The sequence below is a fragment of the Microbacterium oxydans genome (assembly GCF_900095745.1).
Taxonomy (GTDB): Bacteria; Actinomycetota; Actinomycetes; order Actinomycetales; family Microbacteriaceae; genus Microbacterium; species Microbacterium oxydans_B.
Genome location: NZ_FMIR01000018.1, coordinates 231,475 through 251,160, shown reverse-complemented (window position 1 = coordinate 251,160; position 19,686 = coordinate 231,475). Strand labels below are relative to the sequence as shown.

The following is a 19,686-nucleotide window of genomic DNA, read 5'->3' as shown; positions in this document are numbered from 1 at the left end:
GCGGAGGGGACCACATGCGCATCGCACTGCATTCGATCATCGCCGAGGGTGCGGTCGACGACTACCGATCCCACCATGCCCGGATCCCCGATGCGCTACGCGACCTCTTCGGCGTCGCGGGCATCCACGACTGGACGATCTGGCGCTCCGGTCGCGACCTGTTCCACCTGGTCGAATGCGACGACTTCGAAGCGGCGATGCGTGTCGTCGAGGCCTCGCCGGTGAATGACGCCTGGCAGGCCGACATCGGGCGCTTCGTCGAGGGCTTCCGAGGCGCCGACGGCGAAGACGCGGTCGCGCCGATCGAGCAGGTGTGGGCGCTGTCGGTGCAGCGCGGCGCCGACGCGTGACCGGGGTCAGGCCGGACGCTGTGCGGCGAAGTCCGGATGCGCGTCGCCGACACGGCCGCGGATGAAGAAGATCGTCACGAAGCCGGCGACGACCACCACGATGTTGCCGAGACCGGCGAAGCCCGTGAGCGCGCCGTCCGCGGGGTAGGCGGTCTGCAGGAAGATGCTCGGGTCGGTGCTCGCGTGCAGCAGGATCGGAGCGATGATCGTTCCGGTCACGCGGAGCGCGAGGTACATCAGGATGCCGAAGGCGAAGGTGTAGATCAGCTGGAATCCGGTCGCGAGGAGGTTCTGTCCGTTGAGCAGGTTGCCGGCGTGCAGTCCCGCGAAGAGCGCGGCCGAGATCACGGCCACCACGACCTCGCGGTAACCCGCCTTGCGCATCAGGTTCACCACCAGACCGCGAGTGAGCACCTCTTCGGTGAAGCCGATCAGGAGGCCGGCGAGGAGCCACGTCAGCACGACGTCGAAGCCCGCCTTGCCGTAGTCGATCGTCGCGAAGCGGAGGATGTTGAACAGCAGCACCACCACGATGGCGATCCACATCCACCCCCGGCCGCGGATCGGCTGCCGGCCGAAGACCTCGCGCCACCACCCGACCGAGAGGGTGAAGGCGGCGAGGATGACGGCACCGACGAGCTCGGGCAGGACGTAGAACACGACGATGCCCGCCGCGCTGCTCGGTTCCTCGATGTTCAGGGCGAGCGGGGTGAACGACAGCGAGAGCAGCTGGAAGAGGACGAAGTACGCGGCCGTGAGCAGGAGCGCTCGCCACCAGCCACCCTTTTCCCAGAACCTCTTCCAGAACGTGGCGGTGGGTGCAGGAGAGGTCATGGGGACTCCAGGCTGTGGGGGAAGGCCGGCGTGTTCACGTCAGTTTTGCGCAGACCGGCGCTTCGCGTCCAGCGGAGGCGTCTCGGCGCGTCAGCGGGGAGTGCTTCGACCCGCACCCCGGTTGCGCGTCGGCGGGAGGTGCGGGATCGGGATCGGCCGCGTCGCCCGAGAGGCGTCCTGGAACCTCCGGACGGCGTCGAGCACGTCCTCGGCGGAGCTGTACCGCAGGGCAAGCGGAAGGTCGCGCCGCCACAGCACCTCGAACTCCGTCGGGGCGTCTTCGAAGATCGTGCAGACCACCCGGCGGTGATCGCCCTCCGGGTAGTGCAGATCGTGGATCGCCCAGTCGGTGTCACTGACGTGCACCAGGGCGAACCTGCGGTCCGGGTCGTGCTCCATCGTTCTCCTACCTGTCCCCACGATGAAGGATGACCGCTCGCTTCGCGGAAAGGGAGGGGCTTGACAGCGCAGCGCCCTCACCCTTCATCGAAAGGGCGAGGGCGCCGGGACGTCAGCGGACCGTCGGTGTGGGCGCGGTGTCGGTCGGCCCGGCATCCGCCGTCGCGAGATCGTCCGGACGGGCGATGCCACGCTGCTCTGCTTCCAGCCGCTCCGCCTCCTCGCCGCTGATCGCCTCGCCGCGGGCGACGAGTCCTGCCTGATCGGAAAGGGGGATCTGCTTGAGGAACAGCGACAGCACGAGTGCAAGCGCGATGAAGGGCACGAGGTACCAGAACACCGGTGCCAGGGCGTCCGCATAGGCGGTGACGATGCCGTCGCGCACCTCGTCGGGAAGCGTGCTCAACGTCGCGGGGTCGATCGTGGATGCGGCCTGCGACGCGGCATCCGGCGAGGCGCCGGCCCCGGCGAAGACCCCGGTGAGGTTCTCGGTCAGTCGCGTGGTGAAGATCGTGCCGAACACGGCGGTGCCCAGCGACGCCCCCACTTCGCGGAAGTAGTTGTTCGTGCTGGTGGCCGTGCCGAGCTCGCCCGCGGGAACCGCGTTCTGCACGACCAGGACGACGACCTGCATGATGAGCCCGAGTCCGGCGCCGAACACGAACAGGAACGTGCAGATCAGCCAGATCGGTGTCGCCGCCGACAGCGTGGTCATCGAGACCATCGCGATGCCGGTGATGATCGTGCCGAGGATCGGATAGATCTTGTACTTGCCGGTCTTCGAGATCGCGATGCCCGAGAAGATCGACGTGCCCATGAGACCGACCATCATCGGGATCATCAACAGACCGGATTCCGCCGCCGAGGTGCCGGACGACATCTGCAGGAAGGTCGGCACGAAGCCGATCGCCGCGAACATCCCGATTCCGAGCACCAGCCCGATCGCGGTCGCGTTCACGAAGATCGGATTCCGGAAGAGGCTGAGCGGGATGATCGGGTCCTTGACCCGCGATTCCGTGATGACGAAAGCCGTGGCTGCCACGATCAGGCCGGCGCCCCAGGCCCAGGTGGCCAGCGAATCCCAGCCGAACTCCTTGTCGCCACCGAAGTCGGTGAAGAAGATGAGGCAGGTGGTCGCGATGGAGAGGAAGATCACGCCGAAGATGTCGATCGGCTTCTCGGCCTTCTTGCTCGGCAGCTTCAGTGCGACGAGCGCGATGATGAACGCGGCGATGCCGACGGGGATGTTGATGTAGAACGCCCACTGCCAGGTCAGGTGATCGACGAAGTAGCCGCCGAGGAGCGGACCGGCGACGGCCGACAGACCGAACACGGCGCCGAGCGGGCCCATGTACTTGCCGCGCTCGTTGGCGGGCACGATGTCGGCGATGATCGCCTGCGAAAGGATCATCAGACCGCCACCGCCGAGGCCCTGCAGGGCGCGGAAGACGACGAACATCCAGAAGTCGGTGGCGAAGGCGCAGCCGACCGAGGCCAGGGTGAACAGCGCGATGGCGACCAGGAACAGGTTGCGTCGGCCGAGGACGTCACCGAACTTGCCGTAGATCGGCATCACGATGGTCGTGGCGAGCAGGTAGGCGGTGGTGATCCAGACCTGGTGGTCGACGCCGCCGAGCTGCCCGACGATGGTCGGCATGGCGGTCGAGACGATGGTCTGATCGAGGCTGGAGAGCAGCATGCCCGCGATGAGGGCGCTGAAGATGATCCAGATGCGGCGCTTCGTGAGCAGGAAGGGCGCATCCTTCGTGGCGGTGGCGGACATTCAGAGGTCTTTCTGTGACGGTGCGTAGAGCGAGCGGGCGAGGTCGAGACGTCGGGTGATGAGGTCGCTGAACGGCTCGGTGGACTGGTGGTGCAGGAGCTGGTCCATGCTCATCCGCACGAGCGCGCCGACGGTGTGCACGATCACCTCGGCGCGGAGTTCGGCATCAGCGTCGTCTCCGGTGCGGCGGACGATCAGCCCCATGTCGCGACGCTCGTTCTTGGCGAGCTGCTCGAACGCGGCCTTGAGCAGACGCGGCTCCTGCTCGATCACGGCGAACATCGCCGGAGCATCCTCGACCGGGTTGAACAGCTCGAAGCGGCGGATCGTCAGCTGAATGAAGTCGTCGAGCAGGTCGCCGTGCTGAGAGGCGAACTCCTCTTCGAGGGCCTCCTGGCGCGAGTCGATGGTGGCGAACCCGAAGACCGCGTTCTCCTTGCTCTCGAAATAGTTGAAGAAGGTGCGTCGGGACACGCCCACCTCGGCGCACAGCTCTTCGATGGTGAAACCCGCGAAGCCCTGCTCCGTCGTCAGTCGGCGTGCGGCATCGGTGAGTGCGCGGGACGTCTCGCGCTTGCGCTGCTCCCGCAATGAATCTGCACTGTCGCTCATGGAGTGCAATATTGCACTCTCTTCCTTGGAGTGCACTGTGAGCGTCGACTCGAGCGGAGACGAAAAAGTTCCGACGAATCTGTGACGTTCTCCGCCCGGCATCCGTCCTAGTGGTGTCGCTGAACGGCGACCCGCACTCCGCAGGGGGACGGATACACGGATGAAGGAGCTCGAGATGGCGAACGTGACCGGCAGTACTCAGCCCAAGACCCAGATCGTCGCACCGCAGCGGGGGGCTGCTGCGGGCAAGACCACGATCGAGGATGCGGTGGTGGCGAAGATCGCCGGCATCGCCGCTCGCGAGGTCAGCGGCGTCTACGCACTCGGCGGTGGCGCCGCACGCATGGTGGGCGCCATCCGCGAAGCACTGAACACGGCCGATCTCTCGCAGGGGATCAGCGTCGAGGTGGGCGAGACGCAGGTCGCGGTCGACGTGACGATCGTCGCCGAGTACCCGGTCTCGCTGCAGAAGGTAGCGGACGACGTCCGCGCCGCCATCCACCGCGCCATGGTGGAACTGGTGGGCATGGAGGTCGCCGAGGTCAACGTGACCGTCAACGACGTGCACATCCCCTCCGATGACGAGGGCGACGGCACGCAGGAGACGCGAGTCCAGTGACCGCGTCGGTGATCGGAGCGGCGGCTGCGGCCGCCCTCGCGTTGACCTGGGTGGCTCTGGGCTTCTGGGCCTTCGTGCTCGTGGCACTGGCGATGCTGGTGGGCGCGGTCGCCGGCCGCATCATCGACGGTCGACTCGACCTGCGGGCGCTCGCCGAGGTCTTCCGAGGCCGGCGCTCCTCCTCATGACGGCCGACCGCTCACCCCTGGCGGAGGCAGGTGCCGTCCTGGGGACAACGACCTTCACCGCCCGCGCGCTGCAACGGCTGGCCGTGGGCATCGCGCACGATGTCGCCCGGGTCTCGGCTCGCGACGTCGGGGTGCAGCTGTCGGACGATCACGGTGCACTGCGGATCGCGGTCACCGTGCCCGTGGCCGTGGCATCGACGCGTCGAACGGACCTGGTCGCCGGTGGGGAGGACCTCCGCACCGGTCTGATCGAGGGCATGCGAGAACTGGCCGGCCGTGAGGTCGGCACCGTGGACGTCCGGTACTCGGGCGTCCACCGGAGTACGGAGAGGAGAGTGCGATGACGAACGAACAGGCGACGTATCGCCGCGTCCTGCGTCGTGAGACGCACACGTCCCGCACGGTCGCGGCGATGGTGGTCGCATCCATCGGTGCCCTGCTCCTGATCGCGCTGCTCGCCGGCGCCGTGTGGTGGCTCGTCGACGGCGGTTTCCGTGACGCGGCAGCGCGCCCGCTCGAGGAGATCTCCGTCGGGGTGCAGCAGCCGCCGGTGCTGTTCACCGTGGGTGGGGTGCTCACGGCCCTCGCCGTGGTGCTCCTCGCGCTCGCACTGCTGCCCGGACGACGGGCACGGCGGGCACGCCTCACCGAACGGACCGCGCTGCTCGTGGACGACGGTGTGATCGCCGACTCGATCGCCGCAGCGGTCGCCCGTCGTGCCGGCGTCGAACGCAGCCGGGTGGCCGTCTTCGTCGGCCGGCGCACGGTCGAAGTCCGCATCACTCCGACCAGCGGCGTCTTCGTCCGGGTGGCCGACGCCGAGGACGCAGCGAACGACATCCTCGCGGGGATCGGCTTCTCGGCCACCCCGCGCGTCATCGTCGAACCGAACGGAGTGGTCGCATGAACGCGACGAACCGATTCGTGAACCGCGGCGTGCTCTTCCTCGTGGGGGCGGCACTTCTGATCGCCGGAGCCGTCGCTCTCGCGGCAGGAGTGCTCTCCGCCGGTGATCCGCCGGCGTGGGTGCGGCGGCCGGCGGCAGAAGTCGCGGCCGCGTGGGAATCCGTCGACGGATGGACGTGGCAGGTGATGGGCATCGGCCCGGTGTCGATGCCGCTGCTGTTCGCGGCGGCGGCCGCGCTGGTGCTGACGGTTCTGCTGGTGGTGTTCCTGATCTCGCGCCGACGTGGGCGCTCGAAGACCGTGCTCGACGTGCATACCGCCACCGGGCGGACGACGGTCGATCGCAACGTGGTCGACGACGTGCTCACCGAGCCGCTGATCCGGCGACCCGATGTGCTCTCGGCCCGCACCGGCACCTACCGTGTCGGTCAGACGCGCGCGGTCGAGTTGGCCGTGACCGTGCGGCCGGGGGCTCCACTGGCGAACGTCGTCGCGGCGGCCGAGGCGGCGATCGACGAATGGGACGAGCTGCTGGGGTCTCGAATCCCGATCCTGCTGCACCTCTCGGATCGGCGCTGGCGCGAAGGGTTCCGCTCGCCGACCAGGGTGCGGTGATCGGGCGCGACGGCGACACAGACCAACGCACGGACCACGTGCGTGAGTAAACGAACCCGAGATCCGGGTGCGATGAGAAAAAGGAGACGCCATGGGCGCTGAAGACAAGATCAAGGCCGCTGCGGAGAAGGTCGCCGGCAAGGCGAAGGAGGCCGTCGGCAAGGTCACCAACGACGACAAGCTCGTCGCCGAGGGCAAGGCCGAGCAGGCCAAGGGCGAGATCCGCGACACGGCCGAGAACGTCAAGGATGCGTTCAAGAAGTAGCGGACGCGGGGAGGGACCCGACCGGGTTCCTCCCCGATCACTCCCAGGTCGGTCGGCGAGGATCCGATCCGGTGAGGCGTCGGTTCCGAATCTCCTGTGGGGATCGGATCGAGGGGTGGGGAACAGATGGAAGAGGAACGCTTTCGCAGAGCGCTCGAGCACGCCGACGACGGCATCGTCGCCGGACGCGCGATGGACGGCGACGTCGAAGCCTTCGCCGTGCTCGTGCGGAGATACACGCCGATGATGCGTGCCTACACACAGCGGATGCTGAATGCCTCGGCCGACGTCGACGACATCGTGCAGGAGTCGTTCGTCACGGCTTGGCAGCGGTTCGGCGAGCTCGACGACCCGTCCAAGGTGAAGAGCTGGCTGATGCGCATCGTGAGTCGGAAGGCGGTGGATCGCATCCGCGCGACCCGACCCGTCGTGGACATCGATTCGATCGATCGCCCGGCGCCGCTGCACGCCTCGCCTTCGGCGGTGGTCGAGGTGCGCGCCGGGGTCGCTGCCGTCGGTGCCGCGCTGCGCGAGCTGCCGGACGCTCAGCGCGAATGCTGGGTCCTTCGCGAGATCGGCGGGTACTCCTACGAGGAGATCTCGGAAGAGCTCGGCATTCCCGTCTCGACCGCGCGAGGACTGCTCGCGCGGGCCCGGAAATACATGATCGTACGGATGGAGGAGTGGCGATGACCGACGAGAGAGACATCCCCGAAGTCCGCCGTCTCGGTCTGGAACCGAGCGATCTCGACGGGCACACGCTCGACGAGCTCACCGACTACCTCGAAGCGGGACGACAGCCCTCCGACCGCTCGATCGACGAGTCGCCCGGCTGTCAGCTGGCGCTGGACGCGCTCGAACGACTGCACGGCCTCGGTGCGGAGCTGATGGCCGCCGAGACCGCCGCAGAACCGGAGGTCGATGCGAGCTGGGTCGACCGCATCCTCAGCGGCATCGCCATGGATGCGCGCTCGGGTCGGCGCATCCCGTTCGAGTCCCCGGATCCGTCGACGGATCTCGGGATCACCGAGGGCGCGGTGCGCGGACTCATCCGCTCGGCCGAGAGCACCGTGCAGGGACTCCTCATCGGGCGCTGCCGCCTCATCGGCGACGTGACCGTCCCGGATGAGCCGATCCGCGTCGAGATCGACGCCAGCGCGCTGCACGGGCAGCCGATCCCGGTGATCGCCGACCGCCTCCGCGCCGAGGTCGATCGGGCCCTTCGCGCGCACACGGAGCTGAACGTCGTCGCGATCGACATCGCGATCCGGGACATCAGGGAGGTGTCGTCATGGACGCAGGAGAGCTGAAGGCGGCGGACGTGCAGGTCGAACTCGCTGCCGACCTCGAGACGGCGGTGCGAGCGTCTCCCGGGGTGCGCTCCGTGTACCGCTCCGGTTCGCTCATCTCGAACCTACTGCGCGCGGGAGCGGCGGCACTCGGCGGGCGACCGGAGGACGAGCCGCTCGTGTCGGTCGCTCCCGTGGGCGACGGCGTTGCGGTGGAGGCATCGATCGGGGTGGATTCCGCTGCCGGATCGGGGGACACCCTTCGCGCGGTGCACGCCGCGATCGATGCGGTGCTCGCGACGCAGGGGCTTCGGTCGGACAGCATCACCCTGACGGTCGTGCACGTGCAGCCTGCAGAAGCTGCGTCTGCAGGGTGAGACGAGGGATGCCGCCCTCGGAGAAGAGCGGCATCCCTCGGAACCCGGTGGCGATCAGGCGATCGCGCGCAGACCCTCGACGAGCGGGGTGGTGGGGCGTCCGATCAGGCGTGCGAGCGTCCCGTCGGTCTCGGCCAGCGCGCCATCGCGGATCCCGGCGTCGAGCGCGGCGACGAATCCGGCGGTTCCCTCATCGAGACCGGCTTCGCGGAGGGCTGCGAGCTGGTCGTCGAACGAGACCGGGACGAACGTGACCTCGCGCCCCGTGACCTCCGAGAGGGCCGCGGCCAGATCGCTGTAGGTCCAGGCGACGTCGCCGCCCAGCTCGTAGACCTCGCCGACGTGTCCGTCTTCGAGCGCGACGACGGCCGCCGCCTCTGCGAAGTCCTTGCGGCTGGCCGAGGCGACCCGTCCGTCACCGGTGCCCGAGGTGAGCACGCCGGCCTCGGCGGCGCGGGCGAGGTCGGCGGCGTAGTTCTCGGTGTACCAGTTGTTGCGGAGGATCACGGCGGGAAGCCCCGCGGCGGCGATCAGCTCTTCCGTCGCCTTGTGCTCGGGCGCCAGGACCAGGTCGCTGGTGGTCGCCTTCGGCGCGCTGGTGTAGATGAACTTGGAGACCCCGGCGGCCTTCGCGGCGTCGATGACCGCCTGGTGCTGGGCCACCCGCTGTCCGACCTCCGATCCGGACACGAGCACGACGGTGTCGACGCCCTCGACGGCCGCGGCCACCGAGGCGGGGTCGGTGTAGTCCAGGCGCACGACGCGCACACCGAGGTCGGCGGCCTTCGCGGTGTCGCGGGCTCCGGCGACGATCGACTGCGGGTCGGCGCCGCGCTCGAGAAGGCTGGCGATGATGAGGCGTCCGAGGTTGCCGGTCGCGCCGGTGACGAGGATGGTCATGAGGGTCCTTTCGTAAGTGACACCCTCGACAACCTCGAGACGGGCATTGCGCATTCCGATCTGCGGGTACCCACTTTGAAGTAAGGTACCCACATGACGGTTAGTTTCGCGCAGATAAAGGAATCCACACCGTTCGTGTTCGATCAGAACTGCGGCACGCGGGTCGTCCTCGACCACATCATGAGCAAGTGGGGTGTGCTCGTGCTCTCCTGCCTGTCCGACGGCACGCACCGCTGGGGTGCACTGCGCCGCGAGGTCGACGGCATCAGCGAGAAGATGCTCGCCTCGACGCTGCGCACGCTCGCCGAGGACGGGCTCGTGCATCGGGAGTCGCTCCCGACGGTGCCGCCGCACGTCGAGTACAGCCTCACTCCGCTCGGCCGCGATCTCATGGAGCGGATGCTGCCGCTGATGGAATGGGTCGCCGACCATGCCGACGGGATGCTCGGAAGGGCCTGAACCTGCGGAATCCGTCGCGAGCGTGCGCTGTTCGCTGCGGATTCGGTCGGTCGAAGAAACCGTTGACGCGATAACCGTGGTGGCTCTACTGTTCTGACATGGCAGCAACGACGCCCATTCATCTGGAACGACCCGACGGCAAGGGTCTGGCTGCGGGAACCCTGGGACTCTGGGGGTCGACCGTCATCGGTCTCGCCTCGACGGCCCCGGTCTACTCGCTCGTCGCGACGCTCGGCTTCGTGGTGCTCGCCGTCGGTGCGCAGGCGCCGATCGCCTTCATCATCGCCTTCGTCCCGATGCTCCTGATCGCCTTCGCGTATCGAGAGCTCAACAACGCCGTGCCCGACTGCGGCACGACCTTCACCTGGGGGACCAAGGCGTTCGGGCCGTGGGTGGGCTGGATGGGCGGCTGGGGCGTGGCGGTCGCCGGAATGGTCGTGCTCGCCAACCTCGCCCAGATCGCCTCGGTCTACTTCTGGTCGCTGATCGGACAGGACCTCGAGAACAACGACTGGCGCGTGGTCGTCGTGGCCGTGCTCTTCATCGCCGCGATGACCTGGGTCAGCTGGCGGGGCGTCGAGATCGGCGAGCGCATCCAGAACATCCTGCTCGGCATCCAGTACCTGGCGCTCGCGATCTTCGTGGTGACCGCGCTGTGGCAGTTCTTCGCCGGGACGGCACCGAACCCCACTCCCTTCTCCTGGGAGTGGATGAACCCCTTCGCCTTCACCGACTGGTCGGGCTTCACCGAGGCCATCCTGCTCGCCCTCTTCATCTACTGGGGCTGGGACACCTGCCTCGCCCTGAACGAGGAGACCAAGGACCCGAAGCGCATTCCCGGCCGCGCTGCGCTGCTGACCACCGTCATCCTGCTGGTCACGTATGTCGCCGTCACCATCGCGGCCATGATGTACGCCGGGCTGGGGGAGAGCGGCACGGGCCTCGGCAACGAGGCGAACGCCGACGACTTCTTCCTCGCGATCAAGGATGGGCTGCTCGGCCCGTTCGGCTGGGTGCTGGTGGTCTCGGTGATCATCTCGGCGATCTCGTCGACGCAGACCACGATCCTGCCGACCGCCCGCGGCACGCTGGCGATGGGCGTCTACCGCGCGCTGCCGGCGAAGTTCAAGGAGGTGCACCCCACCTACAAGACGCCGTCGTTCTCGACGATCGTGATGGGCGTCGTCGCCTCGGCCTACTACATCGGCATGACGCTGATCAGCGACAACATCCTGCAGGACTCGATCCTCTCGCTCGGGCTCGCGATCGCGTTCTACTACGCCATCACGGGCTTCGCGTGCGTCTGGTATTTCCGCAAGGATCTGACGTCGTCGCCGCGGGACTTCTTCTTCAAGGGGCTCTTCCCGCTGCTGGGCGGGCTGATGCTCACCTGGGCGTTCGTGCAGTCCGCGATCGACATGTGGGACGTCGACTACGGCTACACGGTGCTGTTCGGGATCGGCGGCACCTTCGTGATCGGCGTCGGCTCGCTCGCGTTCGGTCTGGTGCTGATGTTCGTCTGGTACCTGTTCCCGCGGTCGAAGCGGTTCTTCCGCGGCGAGAGCCTGAACCGCGAGACGCAGGTGATGGTGCCGGACGAGCCCAGCGTCACGATCCGCTCGATCGACGGCGGCATCTGAGGGTCGACCGGGCGCCGGACGGGGGTGTCCTAGGCTTGCTCCGTGCGCATCCGGCTCGACATCGCCTACGACGGCACCCACTTCCGAGGGTGGGCGAAGCAGCCGACGCTCCGCACCGTGCAGGGGACTCTCGAGGCGGCTCTCGCGCGGATCGTCGGCTCCGACGTGCAGTTCGTCGTCGCGGGCCGCACTGACGCGGGAGTGCACGCCAGCGGTCAGGTCGCGCACGTCGATCTCGACGAGAAGCAGTGGTCGCGCATCGAGGCCAGGCAGGGGCGGGCTCCGCTGGCTCCGGCGGAGACCATCGCCGGGCGCATGCGCGGGGTGCTGGGTGCCTACTCCGACGTCACCGTCACGAAGACGTCGATCGCTCCCGAGGGCTTCGACGCCCGGTTCTCGGCGGTGTGGCGGCGCTACCGCTACCGTCTCGCCGATGCGCAGGCCGGATTCGATCCACTGCGCCGGCACGATACGACGAACATCCGCGGGAATCTCGACGAACAGGCGATGGATGCCGCGGCCCGCAGCCTCATCGGCCTGCACGACTTCGCTTCGTACTGCAAGCCGCGCGAAGAGGCGACGACGATCCGCACGCTGCTCGACTACCGCTGGGTACGTGATGCCGAGGGCGTTCTCGTCGCCGAGGTCAAGGCCGACGCGTTCTGCCACAGCATGGTGCGCGCACTCGTCGGCGCGTGCGCGGCGGTGGGGGAGGGACGCCTCGACGTCGAGGACGTCGTGGTGCTGCGCGACGCCCTGACGCGCACCAGCGAGTTCAAGGTACTGGCGGCACGCGGACTGATCCTCACTGAGGTCGGCTACCCGGCCGACGAACTGCTCGCCACGCGCGCGGAGCAGACGCGGGCTCGACGTGACGGTGCGAGCCGCGTTCGCGATCCGGAGCCGGGGCACAGCAGGGGCGAGTAGCGTGGAACGGTCATGAAGGTCATCTCGTACAACCTCCAGAAGCACCGGGCGGCCGGTGAACTCGCCGCCATCGTCGGCGAGCACGACCCCGACATCCTGTGTCTGCAGGAGTGCGACGTGCCCGAGCTGCCCGCGCAGATCGGCGACCTCGTGCTGGCGGATGCGACGCAGGGCAACCGTCTCGGGCTCGCGCTGTTCTACCGGTCGAGCGCCTACCACCTGCAGTCGATCCGCACTCTCGGGTTGAAGAAGTCGCTGCACGACCGCATCGCGAAACCTGCTCATGAACGCGTGCTGGGCGCGCGGCTGCGTGACATCGACGACGCGCAGGATTTCATCGTCGCCTCTTTCCATGCCGCGCCGCTGACGGCGTTGAACTCACTGCGTCGGCACCAGATCCGCGCAGCGCTCACCGAGCTGGCGACGCTCGGCGAGGGACTCCCGCAGCTGATGGTCGGCGACTACAACTACCCGATCTTCAAGGAGAACCTCGGTCAGGCCGTGCGTGACCACGGGTACGCGCTCTCGCTCAGCGACGACCACACCTACACGCGCTACCGGGTGTTCCGCGGGCACTACGACTTCGCGACCTCGGCCGGGTTCGAGATCGAACGCATCACGACGCTGCCGCAGGGGTCGAGTGACCACCGCCCGATCCTGGTCACTGTCAAGCCCGACTGACCCGATGGTTTGAGCATCCGCGCCCGGTGGCGTATGATTTCCCTTTGGTGCCTTTCCCGTTCGCGGGATGTGGGCATCGTCCGAACGTGAGCCCTCCACTGGCGTGTTCCTCCCTGTAGGGAAGAACCACCCCGGAGTGGGATTCACGAACTTCTCCGTTCGACACAAGAAAGCAGCACTATCGTGACGCGCACTTACACCCCCAAGGCTGGCGAAGTCCAGCGCGATTGGGTCGTCATCGACGCCACCGACGTCGTTCTCGGCCGTCTGGCTTCGCACGCCGCTACGCTCCTGCGTGGCAAGCACAAGCCGACCTTCGCCAACCACATCGACTCGGGTGACTTCGTCATCATCGTGAACGCCGACAAGGTCGCGCTCACCGGTCAGAAGCTCCAGAAGAAGCTGGCTTACCGCCACTCGGGTTACCCGGGCGGCCTCAAGTCGGTCACCTACGCCGAGCTGATGGAGAAGAACCCGGTCCGCGCTGTCGAGAAGGCCATCCGTGGCATGCTCCCCAAGAACAGCCTCGGCCGCCAGCAGCTGTCCAAGCTCAAGGTGTACGTCGGTGCCGAGCACCCGCACGCCGCGCAGCAGCCGCAGACGTACACCCTCGACCAGGTCGCCCAGTAAGCGCCGTAAAGACTTAAGGACATACTCGTGGCTGACATCCAGGACACCACCGAAACCCCGCAGAACTTCTCGACGTCGACTCCGGAGACCGACGTGGTCGAGGCGGCTCCCCGCCCCGTCCTCAGCGTCCCGGGTGCCGCTGTCGGCCGTCGCAAGCAGGCCATCGCCCGCGTGCGCATCGTCCCCGGCTCGGGCACGATCACGGTCAACGGCCGCACGATCGAGGACTACTTCCCGAACAAGCTGCACCAGCAGCTGATCAACGACCCGTTCACGGTGCTGAACCTCACCGGTGCATACGACGTCATCGCGCGCATCTCCGGTGGTGGCCCCTCGGGTCAGGCCGGCGCGCTCCGTCTCGGCATCGCTCGTTCGCTGAACGGCATCGACGAGGAGAACAACCGTCCGACCCTGAAGAAGGCCGGCTTCCTCTCGCGCGACGCTCGCGTCAAGGAGCGCAAGAAGGCTGGACTCAAGAAGGCCCGTAAGGCGCCTCAGTACTCGAAGCGTTAAGGTCCACTGCTCCGATGCCGATCTTTGGCACGGACGGCGTGCGAGGACTTGCCAATGGCGTCCTCACCGCCGACCTGGCGCTCACCCTGGCCCAGGCGACTGCTGTCGTCCTGGGCCAGGGCCGTACTGCGGAGGCTCGCAAGGCCGAAGGCAAGCGACTCACCGCAGTGGTCGCCCGGGACCCCCGGGTCTCCGGACACTTCCTGACCTCGGCCGTCTCGGCCGGGCTCGCCTCCTCGGGAGTCGACGTGCTCGAGGCCGGCGTCATCCCGACCCCGGCGCTGGCATTCCTCGTCGCCGACCGTGACGCCGATTTCGGTGTGATGATCTCGGCGTCGCACAACGCCGCTCCCGACAACGGCATCAAGATCTTCGCCCGTGGGGGCCGCAAGCTCCCCGATGAGGTCGAGCAGCGCATCGAAGAGGCCATGCACGGCGAGATGCTGCGCCCGACCGGCGCGGGCGTCGGCCGTGTCGACCGCTTCTCCGACGCGGAGGACCGCTACGTCGTGCACCTCCTCGGCTCGCTGCCGAATCGTCTCGAGGGCATCCACGTGGTGCTCGACTGCGCCCACGGCGCGGCATCCGGCGTCTCGCCCGAGACGTTCCGCGATGCGGGCGCCGAGGTGACGGTCATCGGGGCAGACCCCGACGGCTGGAACATCAACGACGGAGTCGGCTCGACCCACCTCGACAACCTCGCCGAGGCTGTCGTGCGTCTGGGGGCCGACATCGGCATCGCCCACGACGGCGACGCCGACCGTTGCCTCGCCGTGGACGCCGAGGGCAATCACATCGACGGCGACCAGATCATGGCCATCATCGCGGTGTCGATGAAGGAGCGCGGACGCCTCACCGACGACACGCTCGTCGCGACCGTCATGAGCAACCTCGGCCTGCATGTCGCGATGCGCGAGCACGGCATCACGGTGCGTCAGACCGCCGTCGGCGACCGCTACGTGCTCGAAGACATGAACGAGGGCGGATACGCGCTCGGCGGCGAGCAGTCCGGCCACGTCATCATGAGCGAGTACGCCACCACCGGTGACGGCATCCTCACTGGCCTCCACCTGGTGGCCGAGATGGCTCGGCAGAAGAAGTCGATCGCCGAGCTCGCGTCGATCATGACCGTGTACCCGCAGGTGCTCATCAATGTGCGCGACGTCGACAAGGATCGGGTCGCCGACGACGAGGTCGTGCAGCAGGCTGTGCGCGACATCGAGGGCGAGCTGGGTGATTCCGGCCGCGTGCTGCTGCGCAAGTCCGGCACCGAGCCCCTGGTGCGCGTCATGGTCGAAGCCGCCGATGCGGAGTCGGTGCACGCCTACGCCGGACGCCTGGCGGAGGTCGTCCAGGAGCGCCTCTCGCTCTGACACTCGCAGAACCTCGGAACCGGCCGGTCGCTGATCTCAGCGGTCGGCCGGTTCTCTGTCTGCGGGGAGCCGTTGTGCGGCGAGCGGTCAGGGTGCCGCGCAGATGCGGTACTGGCCGGCGTCGACGAGCGTCTCGGTCGTGCACGGCTGCGTGCTCAGCCGGGGCACGTCGGCCATCGCGGGGGCGTCGAAGAGCCCGACGTGCGCACCCGTCAGCACGATGGGCGCGACCGCATACCCCCAGGGCTCCGCGGCCAGCCACTCGACGTCGTTCGCCTCGACCCAGGCCGTGAGCGGCACGAGGGCTGTGCGCTGGCTCTCCAACGTGGTGCGGGGCTCGTACGTCGACACGACATGACTCACGCCGCCACCGGCGATCACGGCGGCCAGCGCGGAGGCGGCGACGATGCCGATGGCACGAATGCCCTTGCGGCGCGGCAGGGCCGTCACGGCCCACAGCGCGACCGCCGCGATGACGGGGAAGAACGCGAGGATGCCGGGCGCGGGGTGCCGCACCCACAGCGGCAGGCGGGAGGCGGTGGCCCACCAGCCGACGAAGGCGAGCGCGCCGACGATGGCCGCCAGGGCGTAGGCGATCACGATCCGGTCCGCTGCGCTCGCGTCACGCCAGCGCAGCACGATGCCGGTGAGGGCGAGGCCGAGGGCGATGACCGCTCCGATCACGGCGACGAAACCGGGCAGCGACCACGAGTCCGCCAGCGTGCCGAGCTTCTGCAGCACCGTGGTCGCGGCGTCACCCTGCCCGCCGGTGCGGAGGAAGTGGGCGAAGTCGCGCACGTGCTGCACATAGCCTGAGAACCCCAGCGACAGCAGTGCGCCCAGCTCGAGCAGCAGCGTCGGCACGGCGGCCAGCAGGAGGGGCAGCCACGATCGCCGGAGGGTGTCGCGCACGCGGGCCCAGCCGGTGCCATCGGAGAGCACCCACAGGGCGATGGCGAAGGCGGGCAGCGCGAGGGCGGCGATGAGCTTCGCCTGGATCGCGAGGCCGACGAGCAGCCCGGCCAGCCAGGCGCGGCGGGGAAGCAGTGTGAGGGCCCAGACGAGGAGCGCGGCCGCGGGGATCTCGCCCAGCAGGTCGGCGGGGCCCTGGATGGGGGAGAAGCCGGCATCCGCCGTGAATGCCAGGGGAACGGCGACCGCGAGCAGAGCAGCCCAGCGTCCGCCGATGCGTCGCCCGATCACGGCGAGGCCGGCGAGGAGCGCCACCCAGAAGGCCAAGGGGACGAGCCGTGCGGCCAGCACCGGGTCCATCCCGGTCGCGAGGAGCGCGGCGACGGGCAGGAGCACGACGGGCCCGGTCGAGATGCGCGGGTCGAAGGGTGTGATGGTCGAGCCGGAGAGGGCGCCGTCGCTGGAGTATCCGAGACCGTCCAGCAGGTTGAGCGGGACGGTGAGGTTGAAGGCCTCGTCTTCCCAGAAGCGCCACACCAGGAGGCTGTGCCAGGCGATGATGACATGCCCGATCAGCAGGGCGACGGCCGCCGCCCAGAACGCGATCGTGCGTGCGCGGGTCATCGCGCGACGGTCTCCGGCCGACGGATGCTGCGCAGGGGAGCGGACGGCCGCAGAGAGAGCGTCCACGCCTCGACGAGCGCGACGCGCACGAAACGGCGCAGACGCTTCGGTGGCAGGGTGACGGAGTTGCCTCGCCCCCACATGGTGCCGGTGGTCGATGCTCCGCGTCGGGGGATGCTGGCGACGCGGAGGTAGCGCACGGTGAAGCCCGCGCGCGCCTCGGCGAGGGAGAAGTGCACGTGCGGCACCGTGGCGTCGGCCGGGGTCGCGTCGACGAGCAGTCGCAGGGCATCGGGGCGGTAGGCACGCAGCGGGGTGTTGACGTCGGGGATGCGGCGCCCGGCGGCGAGGGCGATCAGCAGGCCCACTGCCCCCGTGAGCACCTTGCGGTACCAGGGGTCGGTACGGCCGTCGCGCACGCCGTGGACGACATCGGCCTCTTCGGTCGTGAGTGCGTTGATCAGACGAATGAAGTCGCTTCCGTAGAACTGCCCGTCGCCGTCCACGTGCACCAGCACATCGGGGTCGGCGGCAAGTCCAGCGCGGTAAGCCGCGAGGGCTGTCGGGCCGTGGCCGCGGTTCAGGGGCTGAACCTCGACGGTCACGTCGGAGACGCCGTCGAACACCGAGGCGGTGGCATCCGTGGAGCGGTCGTCGGCGACGTGGAAGGTGACGCGGTCGGCCAGGGGAGAGACGCAGTCGCGGATCTCGTCGATGAAGCCCTGGATGCCCTCGGCCTCGTTGTAGGCGGGCATGACGACGGCGAGGTGGCGAAGGGTCACGGGGTCCTTGGGGTGGCGGAGGGCGCGGGGATCAGCCAGTAGCCTAGTTGAGCCATGAACCCTCCCTCCCGCATCCGTCGCATCGCCAGCGTCGGCAGCCGTTTTCTCGTCGTGGGTGCTCTGAGCACCCTCATCGAGGTCGGCGTCTTCAACCTGCTGGTCTACGTGTGGGGATGGGATGTGGTCGCCGCGAAGATCGTCGCCTCGCTCGTCGCGCTCGTGAACGCGTACATCGGCAACCGCGAGTGGACGTTCCGTCACCGGGATCGTCGCGGACGGGTCTCCGAGGTCACGCTGTTCCTCGTGACCAACGCCGTCTGCACGGCCATCGGCGCCGTGCTCGTCTGGGTGGGTGTCGAAGCCGTCGGTGCGGTCCTCGGCCGTGAGCCGGGGGCTGTCGCCGTCAACCTCGTGAACCTGACGAGCATCGTCATCGTGGTCCTGCTGCGCTTCGTGCTCTATCACGGCATCGTCTTCCGGGTGGCGCCGACCAAGTAGCGGTGCGGCTCGGTCGCGGGCAGGTCAGGCTCGGGCGGTTGCGCGCTTCTTGGCGTTCTTCGCCTTCTTGGCCTTCTTCGCTTTCCGGCGATCCGTCGACGTCTCGCCGTCGAGGTCGTGCGTCGAACCGTAGGTGTAGGAGCCGTAGCCGTAGCTGTCGGGGCCCTTGGTCGGCAGCATCGTGACGACCACGCCGAGCATCTGCACGCCGGCGTTCTCGAGCGCGCGCAGTGCTCCGGAGAGCTCCTGCTTCTTCGTCTTGCCGGAGGCGGCGGCGAGGATCACTCCGCGGGTCTTGCTTCCCACCACGGCCGCGTCGGTCACCAGCAGCAGCGGCGGGGCATCGATCAGCACGTAGTCGAAGTAGTCGCCGAGTGACTTGAGCACCTGATCCATCGCGGCCGAGCCGAGCAGCTCGCTGGGGTTCGGCGGGACCTGCCCGCTCGGCAGGACGTACAGGTCGGACGTGCCCCACTTCTGCAGCGCATCGGCCACGTCCACGCGTCCGATGAGCACGTCGGTGAGTCCGACGCCGCCCTCGATGCCCAGGTAGTCGGCCACGCGGGGCAGTCGCAGGTCGCCGTCGACCAGGGCCACGCGGGCTCCCGTCTCGGCGAGTGCGATGGCGAGGTTGGCGGTGGTCGTCGACTTGCCTTCGCCGGGGCCGGCGCTGGAGACGACGAAGATGCGGGGGCCCGAGTCGAGGTTGAGGAACTGCAGGTTCGTGCGCAGGCTGCGGAACGATTCGGCGCGCGGGCTGCGCGGGTCGGCGTGCACGATCAGCGGGCGCTTGGTGGCATCCGGGTCGTACGCGATGCCACCGAGGACGGGGCGATCGGTGAGCGTCTCGATGTCGTGGAGCGTGTGGATGCGGTTGTCGAGCACGGTACGCAGCATCGCGATGCCGAGGCCGAGAGCGAGGCCGATGATGCCGCCGAGGACGATCAGCAGGCGCACGTTGGGGCTCGTCGGCGTGGAGGAGGCGATGGCGGGCTCGGTCACGGTGATGCGCACCGGGCTGACGGCATCTTCGGTTGCGGGCTGCTCGAGCGTCTTCTGCACCGCATCCTGGAAGCTCACTGCGACGGCATTGGCGATGGCCGCGGCCTGCTCGGGGTCTCCGTCGGTCACGCTGACGTCGATCAGGACCGTGTTGAGCGGCGTGGTCGCGGTGACGCGGCTGCTGAGGCCCGAGACCGAGTCGTCGAGGCCGAGCTCGTCGATCACGGGTTCGAGCACGAGCGCCGTGCCGACGACGTCGACGTAGCTCGTGACCATCTGTCGTGCGAAGGTCGTGCCCTGCACGAGGTCACCGGTGGCTGCGCCTTCGGTGCGGACCGAGACGTACAGCTGCGTCGATGCGACGTACTTCGGCTGCTGCAGTGCGGCATAGCCGGCACCGCCCGCGAGGCCGAGGACCATCAGGACGAGGATCAGGATCCAGTTTCTGTGCAGCACACGCACATAGTCGCGAAGTTCCACGCGGCAGATTCCCCCTGATGCAATGCGA

26 protein-coding genes are annotated in these 19,686 nt (G+C 68.3%); 18 read left to right on the top strand and 8 right to left on the bottom strand.

Features of this window, described 5'->3' with window-relative positions; genetic code table 11:
• Positions 1 to 14: 14 nt before the first annotated feature.
• Positions 15 to 350 carry an L-rhamnose mutarotase gene (locus BQ2383_RS13950; RefSeq protein WP_091035194.1) on the top strand — a complete coding sequence of 112 codons (336 nt, stop codon included), beginning with the start codon at positions 15 to 17 and terminating at the stop codon, positions 348 to 350.
• Between the two features lie 6 nt (positions 351 to 356).
• Here BQ2383_RS13950 and BQ2383_RS13945 read toward each other — a convergent pair whose 3' ends face one another.
• The 4 genes from BQ2383_RS13945 to BQ2383_RS13930 all read right to left on the bottom strand — a co-directional run bounded on the left by BQ2383_RS13945 (position 357) and on the right by BQ2383_RS13930 (position 3,978).
• Positions 357 to 1,184 carry a CPBP family intramembrane glutamic endopeptidase gene (locus BQ2383_RS13945; protein WP_091035193.1) on the bottom strand — a complete coding sequence of 276 codons (828 nt, stop codon included), beginning with the start codon at positions 1,182 to 1,184 and terminating at the stop codon, positions 357 to 359.
• A 90-nt stretch (positions 1,185 to 1,274) separates the two neighbouring features.
• On the bottom strand, positions 1,275 to 1,583 hold the full coding sequence (locus tag BQ2383_RS13940) for a hypothetical protein (protein ID WP_091035191.1): 309 nt from the start codon (positions 1,581 to 1,583) through the stop codon (positions 1,275 to 1,277).
• Positions 1,584 to 1,695: 112 nt separating this feature from the next.
• Positions 1,696 to 3,366 carry an MDR family MFS transporter gene (locus BQ2383_RS13935; protein WP_091035189.1) on the bottom strand — a complete coding sequence of 557 codons (1,671 nt, stop codon included), beginning with the start codon at positions 3,364 to 3,366 and terminating at the stop codon, positions 1,696 to 1,698.
• Positions 3,367 to 3,978, bottom strand: a complete 612-nt coding sequence (locus tag BQ2383_RS13930) for a TetR/AcrR family transcriptional regulator (protein WP_091035187.1) — start codon at positions 3,976 to 3,978, stop codon at positions 3,367 to 3,369.
• A gap of 175 nt (positions 3,979 to 4,153) precedes the next feature.
• Between BQ2383_RS13930 and BQ2383_RS13925 the strand changes: the two genes are divergently transcribed.
• The 9 genes from BQ2383_RS13925 (at position 4,154) to BQ2383_RS13885 (ending at position 8,237) form a co-directional block, all read left to right on the top strand.
• Positions 4,154 to 4,597, top strand: coding sequence for an Asp23/Gls24 family envelope stress response protein (locus tag BQ2383_RS13925; RefSeq protein WP_244176020.1), 444 nt, complete (start codon positions 4,154 to 4,156; stop codon positions 4,595 to 4,597).
• A complete protein-coding gene (locus BQ2383_RS13920; protein ID WP_029261145.1) occupies positions 4,594 to 4,785 on the top strand; it encodes a DUF2273 domain-containing protein in 192 nt (63 codons plus the stop codon). Before BQ2383_RS13925 ends, BQ2383_RS13920 begins: the two co-directional genes overlap by 4 nt.
• Complete coding sequence (locus BQ2383_RS13915; protein WP_091035184.1) at positions 4,782 to 5,129, top strand: hypothetical protein; 348 nt, start codon at positions 4,782 to 4,784, stop codon at positions 5,127 to 5,129. Before BQ2383_RS13920 ends, BQ2383_RS13915 begins: the two co-directional genes overlap by 4 nt.
• Positions 5,126 to 5,692, top strand: coding sequence for a hypothetical protein (locus tag BQ2383_RS13910; RefSeq protein ID WP_091035182.1), 567 nt, complete (start codon positions 5,126 to 5,128; stop codon positions 5,690 to 5,692). Before BQ2383_RS13915 ends, BQ2383_RS13910 begins: the two co-directional genes overlap by 4 nt.
• Positions 5,689 to 6,306, top strand: coding sequence for a hypothetical protein (locus tag BQ2383_RS13905; RefSeq protein WP_091035180.1), 618 nt, complete (start codon positions 5,689 to 5,691; stop codon positions 6,304 to 6,306). The genes BQ2383_RS13910 and BQ2383_RS13905 overlap by 4 nt, the downstream gene beginning before the upstream one ends.
• A gap of 91 nt (positions 6,307 to 6,397) precedes the next feature.
• Entirely contained in the window at positions 6,398 to 6,571 is a 174-nt protein-coding gene (locus BQ2383_RS13900) for a CsbD family protein (protein WP_029261149.1), read from the top strand.
• Positions 6,572 to 6,697: 126 nt separating this feature from the next.
• Positions 6,698 to 7,264 carry an RNA polymerase sigma factor gene (locus BQ2383_RS13895; protein WP_091035179.1) on the top strand — a complete coding sequence of 189 codons (567 nt, stop codon included), beginning with the start codon at positions 6,698 to 6,700 and terminating at the stop codon, positions 7,262 to 7,264.
• On the top strand, positions 7,261 to 7,881 hold the full coding sequence (locus BQ2383_RS13890; RefSeq protein WP_091035177.1) for an Asp23/Gls24 family envelope stress response protein: 621 nt from the start codon (positions 7,261 to 7,263) through the stop codon (positions 7,879 to 7,881). Before BQ2383_RS13895 ends, BQ2383_RS13890 begins: the two co-directional genes overlap by 4 nt.
• Positions 7,863 to 8,237 (top strand): hypothetical protein, encoded by a 375-nt coding sequence (locus BQ2383_RS13885; RefSeq protein ID WP_091035175.1) that lies wholly within the window; start codon positions 7,863 to 7,865, stop codon positions 8,235 to 8,237. The genes BQ2383_RS13890 and BQ2383_RS13885 overlap by 19 nt, the downstream gene beginning before the upstream one ends.
• A gap of 54 nt (positions 8,238 to 8,291) precedes the next feature.
• Here the strand turns inward: BQ2383_RS13885 and BQ2383_RS13880 are convergent, their stop codons facing one another.
• Entirely contained in the window at positions 8,292 to 9,137 is an 846-nt protein-coding gene (locus BQ2383_RS13880; RefSeq protein ID WP_091035173.1) for an SDR family oxidoreductase, read from the bottom strand.
• A 93-nt stretch (positions 9,138 to 9,230) separates the two neighbouring features.
• Between BQ2383_RS13880 and BQ2383_RS13875 the strand changes: the two genes are divergently transcribed.
• The 7 genes from BQ2383_RS13875 to glmM all read left to right on the top strand — a co-directional run bounded on the left by BQ2383_RS13875 (position 9,231) and on the right by glmM (position 15,360).
• Positions 9,231 to 9,596, top strand: a complete 366-nt coding sequence (locus BQ2383_RS13875) for a winged helix-turn-helix transcriptional regulator (protein ID WP_091035171.1) — start codon at positions 9,231 to 9,233, stop codon at positions 9,594 to 9,596.
• 98 nt (positions 9,597 to 9,694) lie between these two features.
• Positions 9,695 to 11,236 (top strand): APC family permease, encoded by a 1,542-nt coding sequence (locus BQ2383_RS13870; RefSeq protein WP_091035170.1) that lies wholly within the window; start codon positions 9,695 to 9,697, stop codon positions 11,234 to 11,236.
• Between the two features lie 42 nt (positions 11,237 to 11,278).
• Positions 11,279 to 12,163, top strand: a complete 885-nt coding sequence (gene truA / locus BQ2383_RS13865) for a tRNA pseudouridine(38-40) synthase TruA (protein WP_091035167.1) — start codon at positions 11,279 to 11,281, stop codon at positions 12,161 to 12,163.
• A gap of 12 nt (positions 12,164 to 12,175) precedes the next feature.
• Complete coding sequence (locus tag BQ2383_RS13860; RefSeq protein WP_091035164.1) at positions 12,176 to 12,844, top strand: endonuclease/exonuclease/phosphatase family protein; 669 nt, start codon at positions 12,176 to 12,178, stop codon at positions 12,842 to 12,844.
• 183 nt (positions 12,845 to 13,027) lie between these two features.
• Positions 13,028 to 13,474: a 50S ribosomal protein L13 gene (gene rplM / locus BQ2383_RS13855; protein ID WP_091035162.1), complete on the top strand. Its 447-nt coding sequence runs from the start codon at positions 13,028 to 13,030 to the stop codon at positions 13,472 to 13,474.
• A gap of 27 nt (positions 13,475 to 13,501) precedes the next feature.
• Positions 13,502 to 13,987: a 30S ribosomal protein S9 gene (gene rpsI, locus BQ2383_RS13850; protein ID WP_028502255.1), complete on the top strand. Its 486-nt coding sequence runs from the start codon at positions 13,502 to 13,504 to the stop codon at positions 13,985 to 13,987.
• A 14-nt stretch (positions 13,988 to 14,001) separates the two neighbouring features.
• Positions 14,002 to 15,360, top strand: a complete 1,359-nt coding sequence (gene glmM / locus BQ2383_RS13845) for a phosphoglucosamine mutase (RefSeq protein ID WP_091035159.1) — start codon at positions 14,002 to 14,004, stop codon at positions 15,358 to 15,360.
• 87 nt (positions 15,361 to 15,447) lie between these two features.
• Here glmM and BQ2383_RS13840 read toward each other — a convergent pair whose 3' ends face one another.
• Positions 15,448 to 16,896 (bottom strand): hypothetical protein, encoded by a 1,449-nt coding sequence (locus BQ2383_RS13840; RefSeq protein WP_140403361.1) that lies wholly within the window; start codon positions 16,894 to 16,896, stop codon positions 15,448 to 15,450.
• On the bottom strand, positions 16,893 to 17,678 hold the full coding sequence (locus BQ2383_RS13835) for a glycosyltransferase family 2 protein (RefSeq protein ID WP_091035154.1): 786 nt from the start codon (positions 17,676 to 17,678) through the stop codon (positions 16,893 to 16,895). Before BQ2383_RS13835 ends, BQ2383_RS13840 begins: the two co-directional genes overlap by 4 nt.
• A 54-nt stretch (positions 17,679 to 17,732) precedes the next feature.
• Between BQ2383_RS13835 and BQ2383_RS13830 the strand changes: the two genes are divergently transcribed.
• Positions 17,733 to 18,176 carry a GtrA family protein gene (locus tag BQ2383_RS13830; RefSeq protein ID WP_051662295.1) on the top strand — a complete coding sequence of 148 codons (444 nt, stop codon included), beginning with the start codon at positions 17,733 to 17,735 and terminating at the stop codon, positions 18,174 to 18,176.
• Positions 18,177 to 18,200: 24 nt separating this feature from the next.
• On the opposite strand, the gene BQ2383_RS13825 is transcribed toward BQ2383_RS13830, so the two are convergent.
• A complete protein-coding gene (locus tag BQ2383_RS13825) occupies positions 18,201 to 19,658 on the bottom strand; it encodes a polysaccharide biosynthesis tyrosine autokinase (RefSeq protein ID WP_029261163.1) in 1,458 nt (485 codons plus the stop codon).
• Between the last annotated feature and the right edge of the window lie 28 nt (positions 19,659 to 19,686).

Excerpts from the sequence above, each read along its gene's own strand:
- BQ2383_RS13950 (WP_091035194.1), top strand. The coding sequence starts at position 15 with ATGCGCATCGCACTGCATTCGATCATCGCCGAGGGTGCGGTCGACGAC.
- BQ2383_RS13945 (WP_091035193.1), bottom strand. The coding sequence starts at position 1,184 with ATGACCTCTCCTGCACCCACCGCCACGTTCTGGAAGAGGTTCTGGGAA.
- BQ2383_RS13940 (WP_091035191.1), bottom strand. The coding sequence starts at position 1,583 with ATGGAGCACGACCCGGACCGCAGGTTCGCCCTGGTGCACGTCAGTGAC.
- BQ2383_RS13935 (WP_091035189.1), bottom strand. The coding sequence starts at position 3,366 with ATGTCCGCCACCGCCACGAAGGATGCGCCCTTCCTGCTCACGAAGCGC.
- BQ2383_RS13930 (WP_091035187.1), bottom strand. The coding sequence starts at position 3,978 with ATGAGCGACAGTGCAGATTCATTGCGGGAGCAGCGCAAGCGCGAGACG.
- BQ2383_RS13925 (WP_244176020.1), top strand. The coding sequence starts at position 4,154 with ATGGCGAACGTGACCGGCAGTACTCAGCCCAAGACCCAGATCGTCGCA.
- BQ2383_RS13915 (WP_091035184.1), top strand. The coding sequence starts at position 4,782 with ATGACGGCCGACCGCTCACCCCTGGCGGAGGCAGGTGCCGTCCTGGGG.
- BQ2383_RS13910 (WP_091035182.1), top strand. The coding sequence starts at position 5,126 with ATGACGAACGAACAGGCGACGTATCGCCGCGTCCTGCGTCGTGAGACG.
- BQ2383_RS13905 (WP_091035180.1), top strand. The coding sequence starts at position 5,689 with ATGAACGCGACGAACCGATTCGTGAACCGCGGCGTGCTCTTCCTCGTG.
- BQ2383_RS13900 (WP_029261149.1), top strand. The coding sequence starts at position 6,398 with ATGGGCGCTGAAGACAAGATCAAGGCCGCTGCGGAGAAGGTCGCCGGC.
- BQ2383_RS13895 (WP_091035179.1), top strand. The coding sequence starts at position 6,698 with ATGGAAGAGGAACGCTTTCGCAGAGCGCTCGAGCACGCCGACGACGGC.
- BQ2383_RS13890 (WP_091035177.1), top strand. The coding sequence starts at position 7,261 with ATGACCGACGAGAGAGACATCCCCGAAGTCCGCCGTCTCGGTCTGGAA.
- BQ2383_RS13885 (WP_091035175.1), top strand. The coding sequence starts at position 7,863 with ATGGACGCAGGAGAGCTGAAGGCGGCGGACGTGCAGGTCGAACTCGCT.
- BQ2383_RS13880 (WP_091035173.1), bottom strand. The coding sequence starts at position 9,137 with ATGACCATCCTCGTCACCGGCGCGACCGGCAACCTCGGACGCCTCATC.
- BQ2383_RS13875 (WP_091035171.1), top strand. The coding sequence starts at position 9,231 with ATGACGGTTAGTTTCGCGCAGATAAAGGAATCCACACCGTTCGTGTTC.
- BQ2383_RS13870 (WP_091035170.1), top strand. The coding sequence starts at position 9,695 with ATGGCAGCAACGACGCCCATTCATCTGGAACGACCCGACGGCAAGGGT.
- BQ2383_RS13860 (WP_091035164.1), top strand. The coding sequence starts at position 12,176 with ATGAAGGTCATCTCGTACAACCTCCAGAAGCACCGGGCGGCCGGTGAA.
- glmM (WP_091035159.1), top strand. The coding sequence starts at position 14,002 with ATGCCGATCTTTGGCACGGACGGCGTGCGAGGACTTGCCAATGGCGTC.
- BQ2383_RS13840 (WP_140403361.1), bottom strand. The coding sequence starts at position 16,896 with ATGACCCGCGCACGCACGATCGCGTTCTGGGCGGCGGCCGTCGCCCTG.
- BQ2383_RS13830 (WP_051662295.1), top strand. The coding sequence starts at position 17,733 with ATGAACCCTCCCTCCCGCATCCGTCGCATCGCCAGCGTCGGCAGCCGT.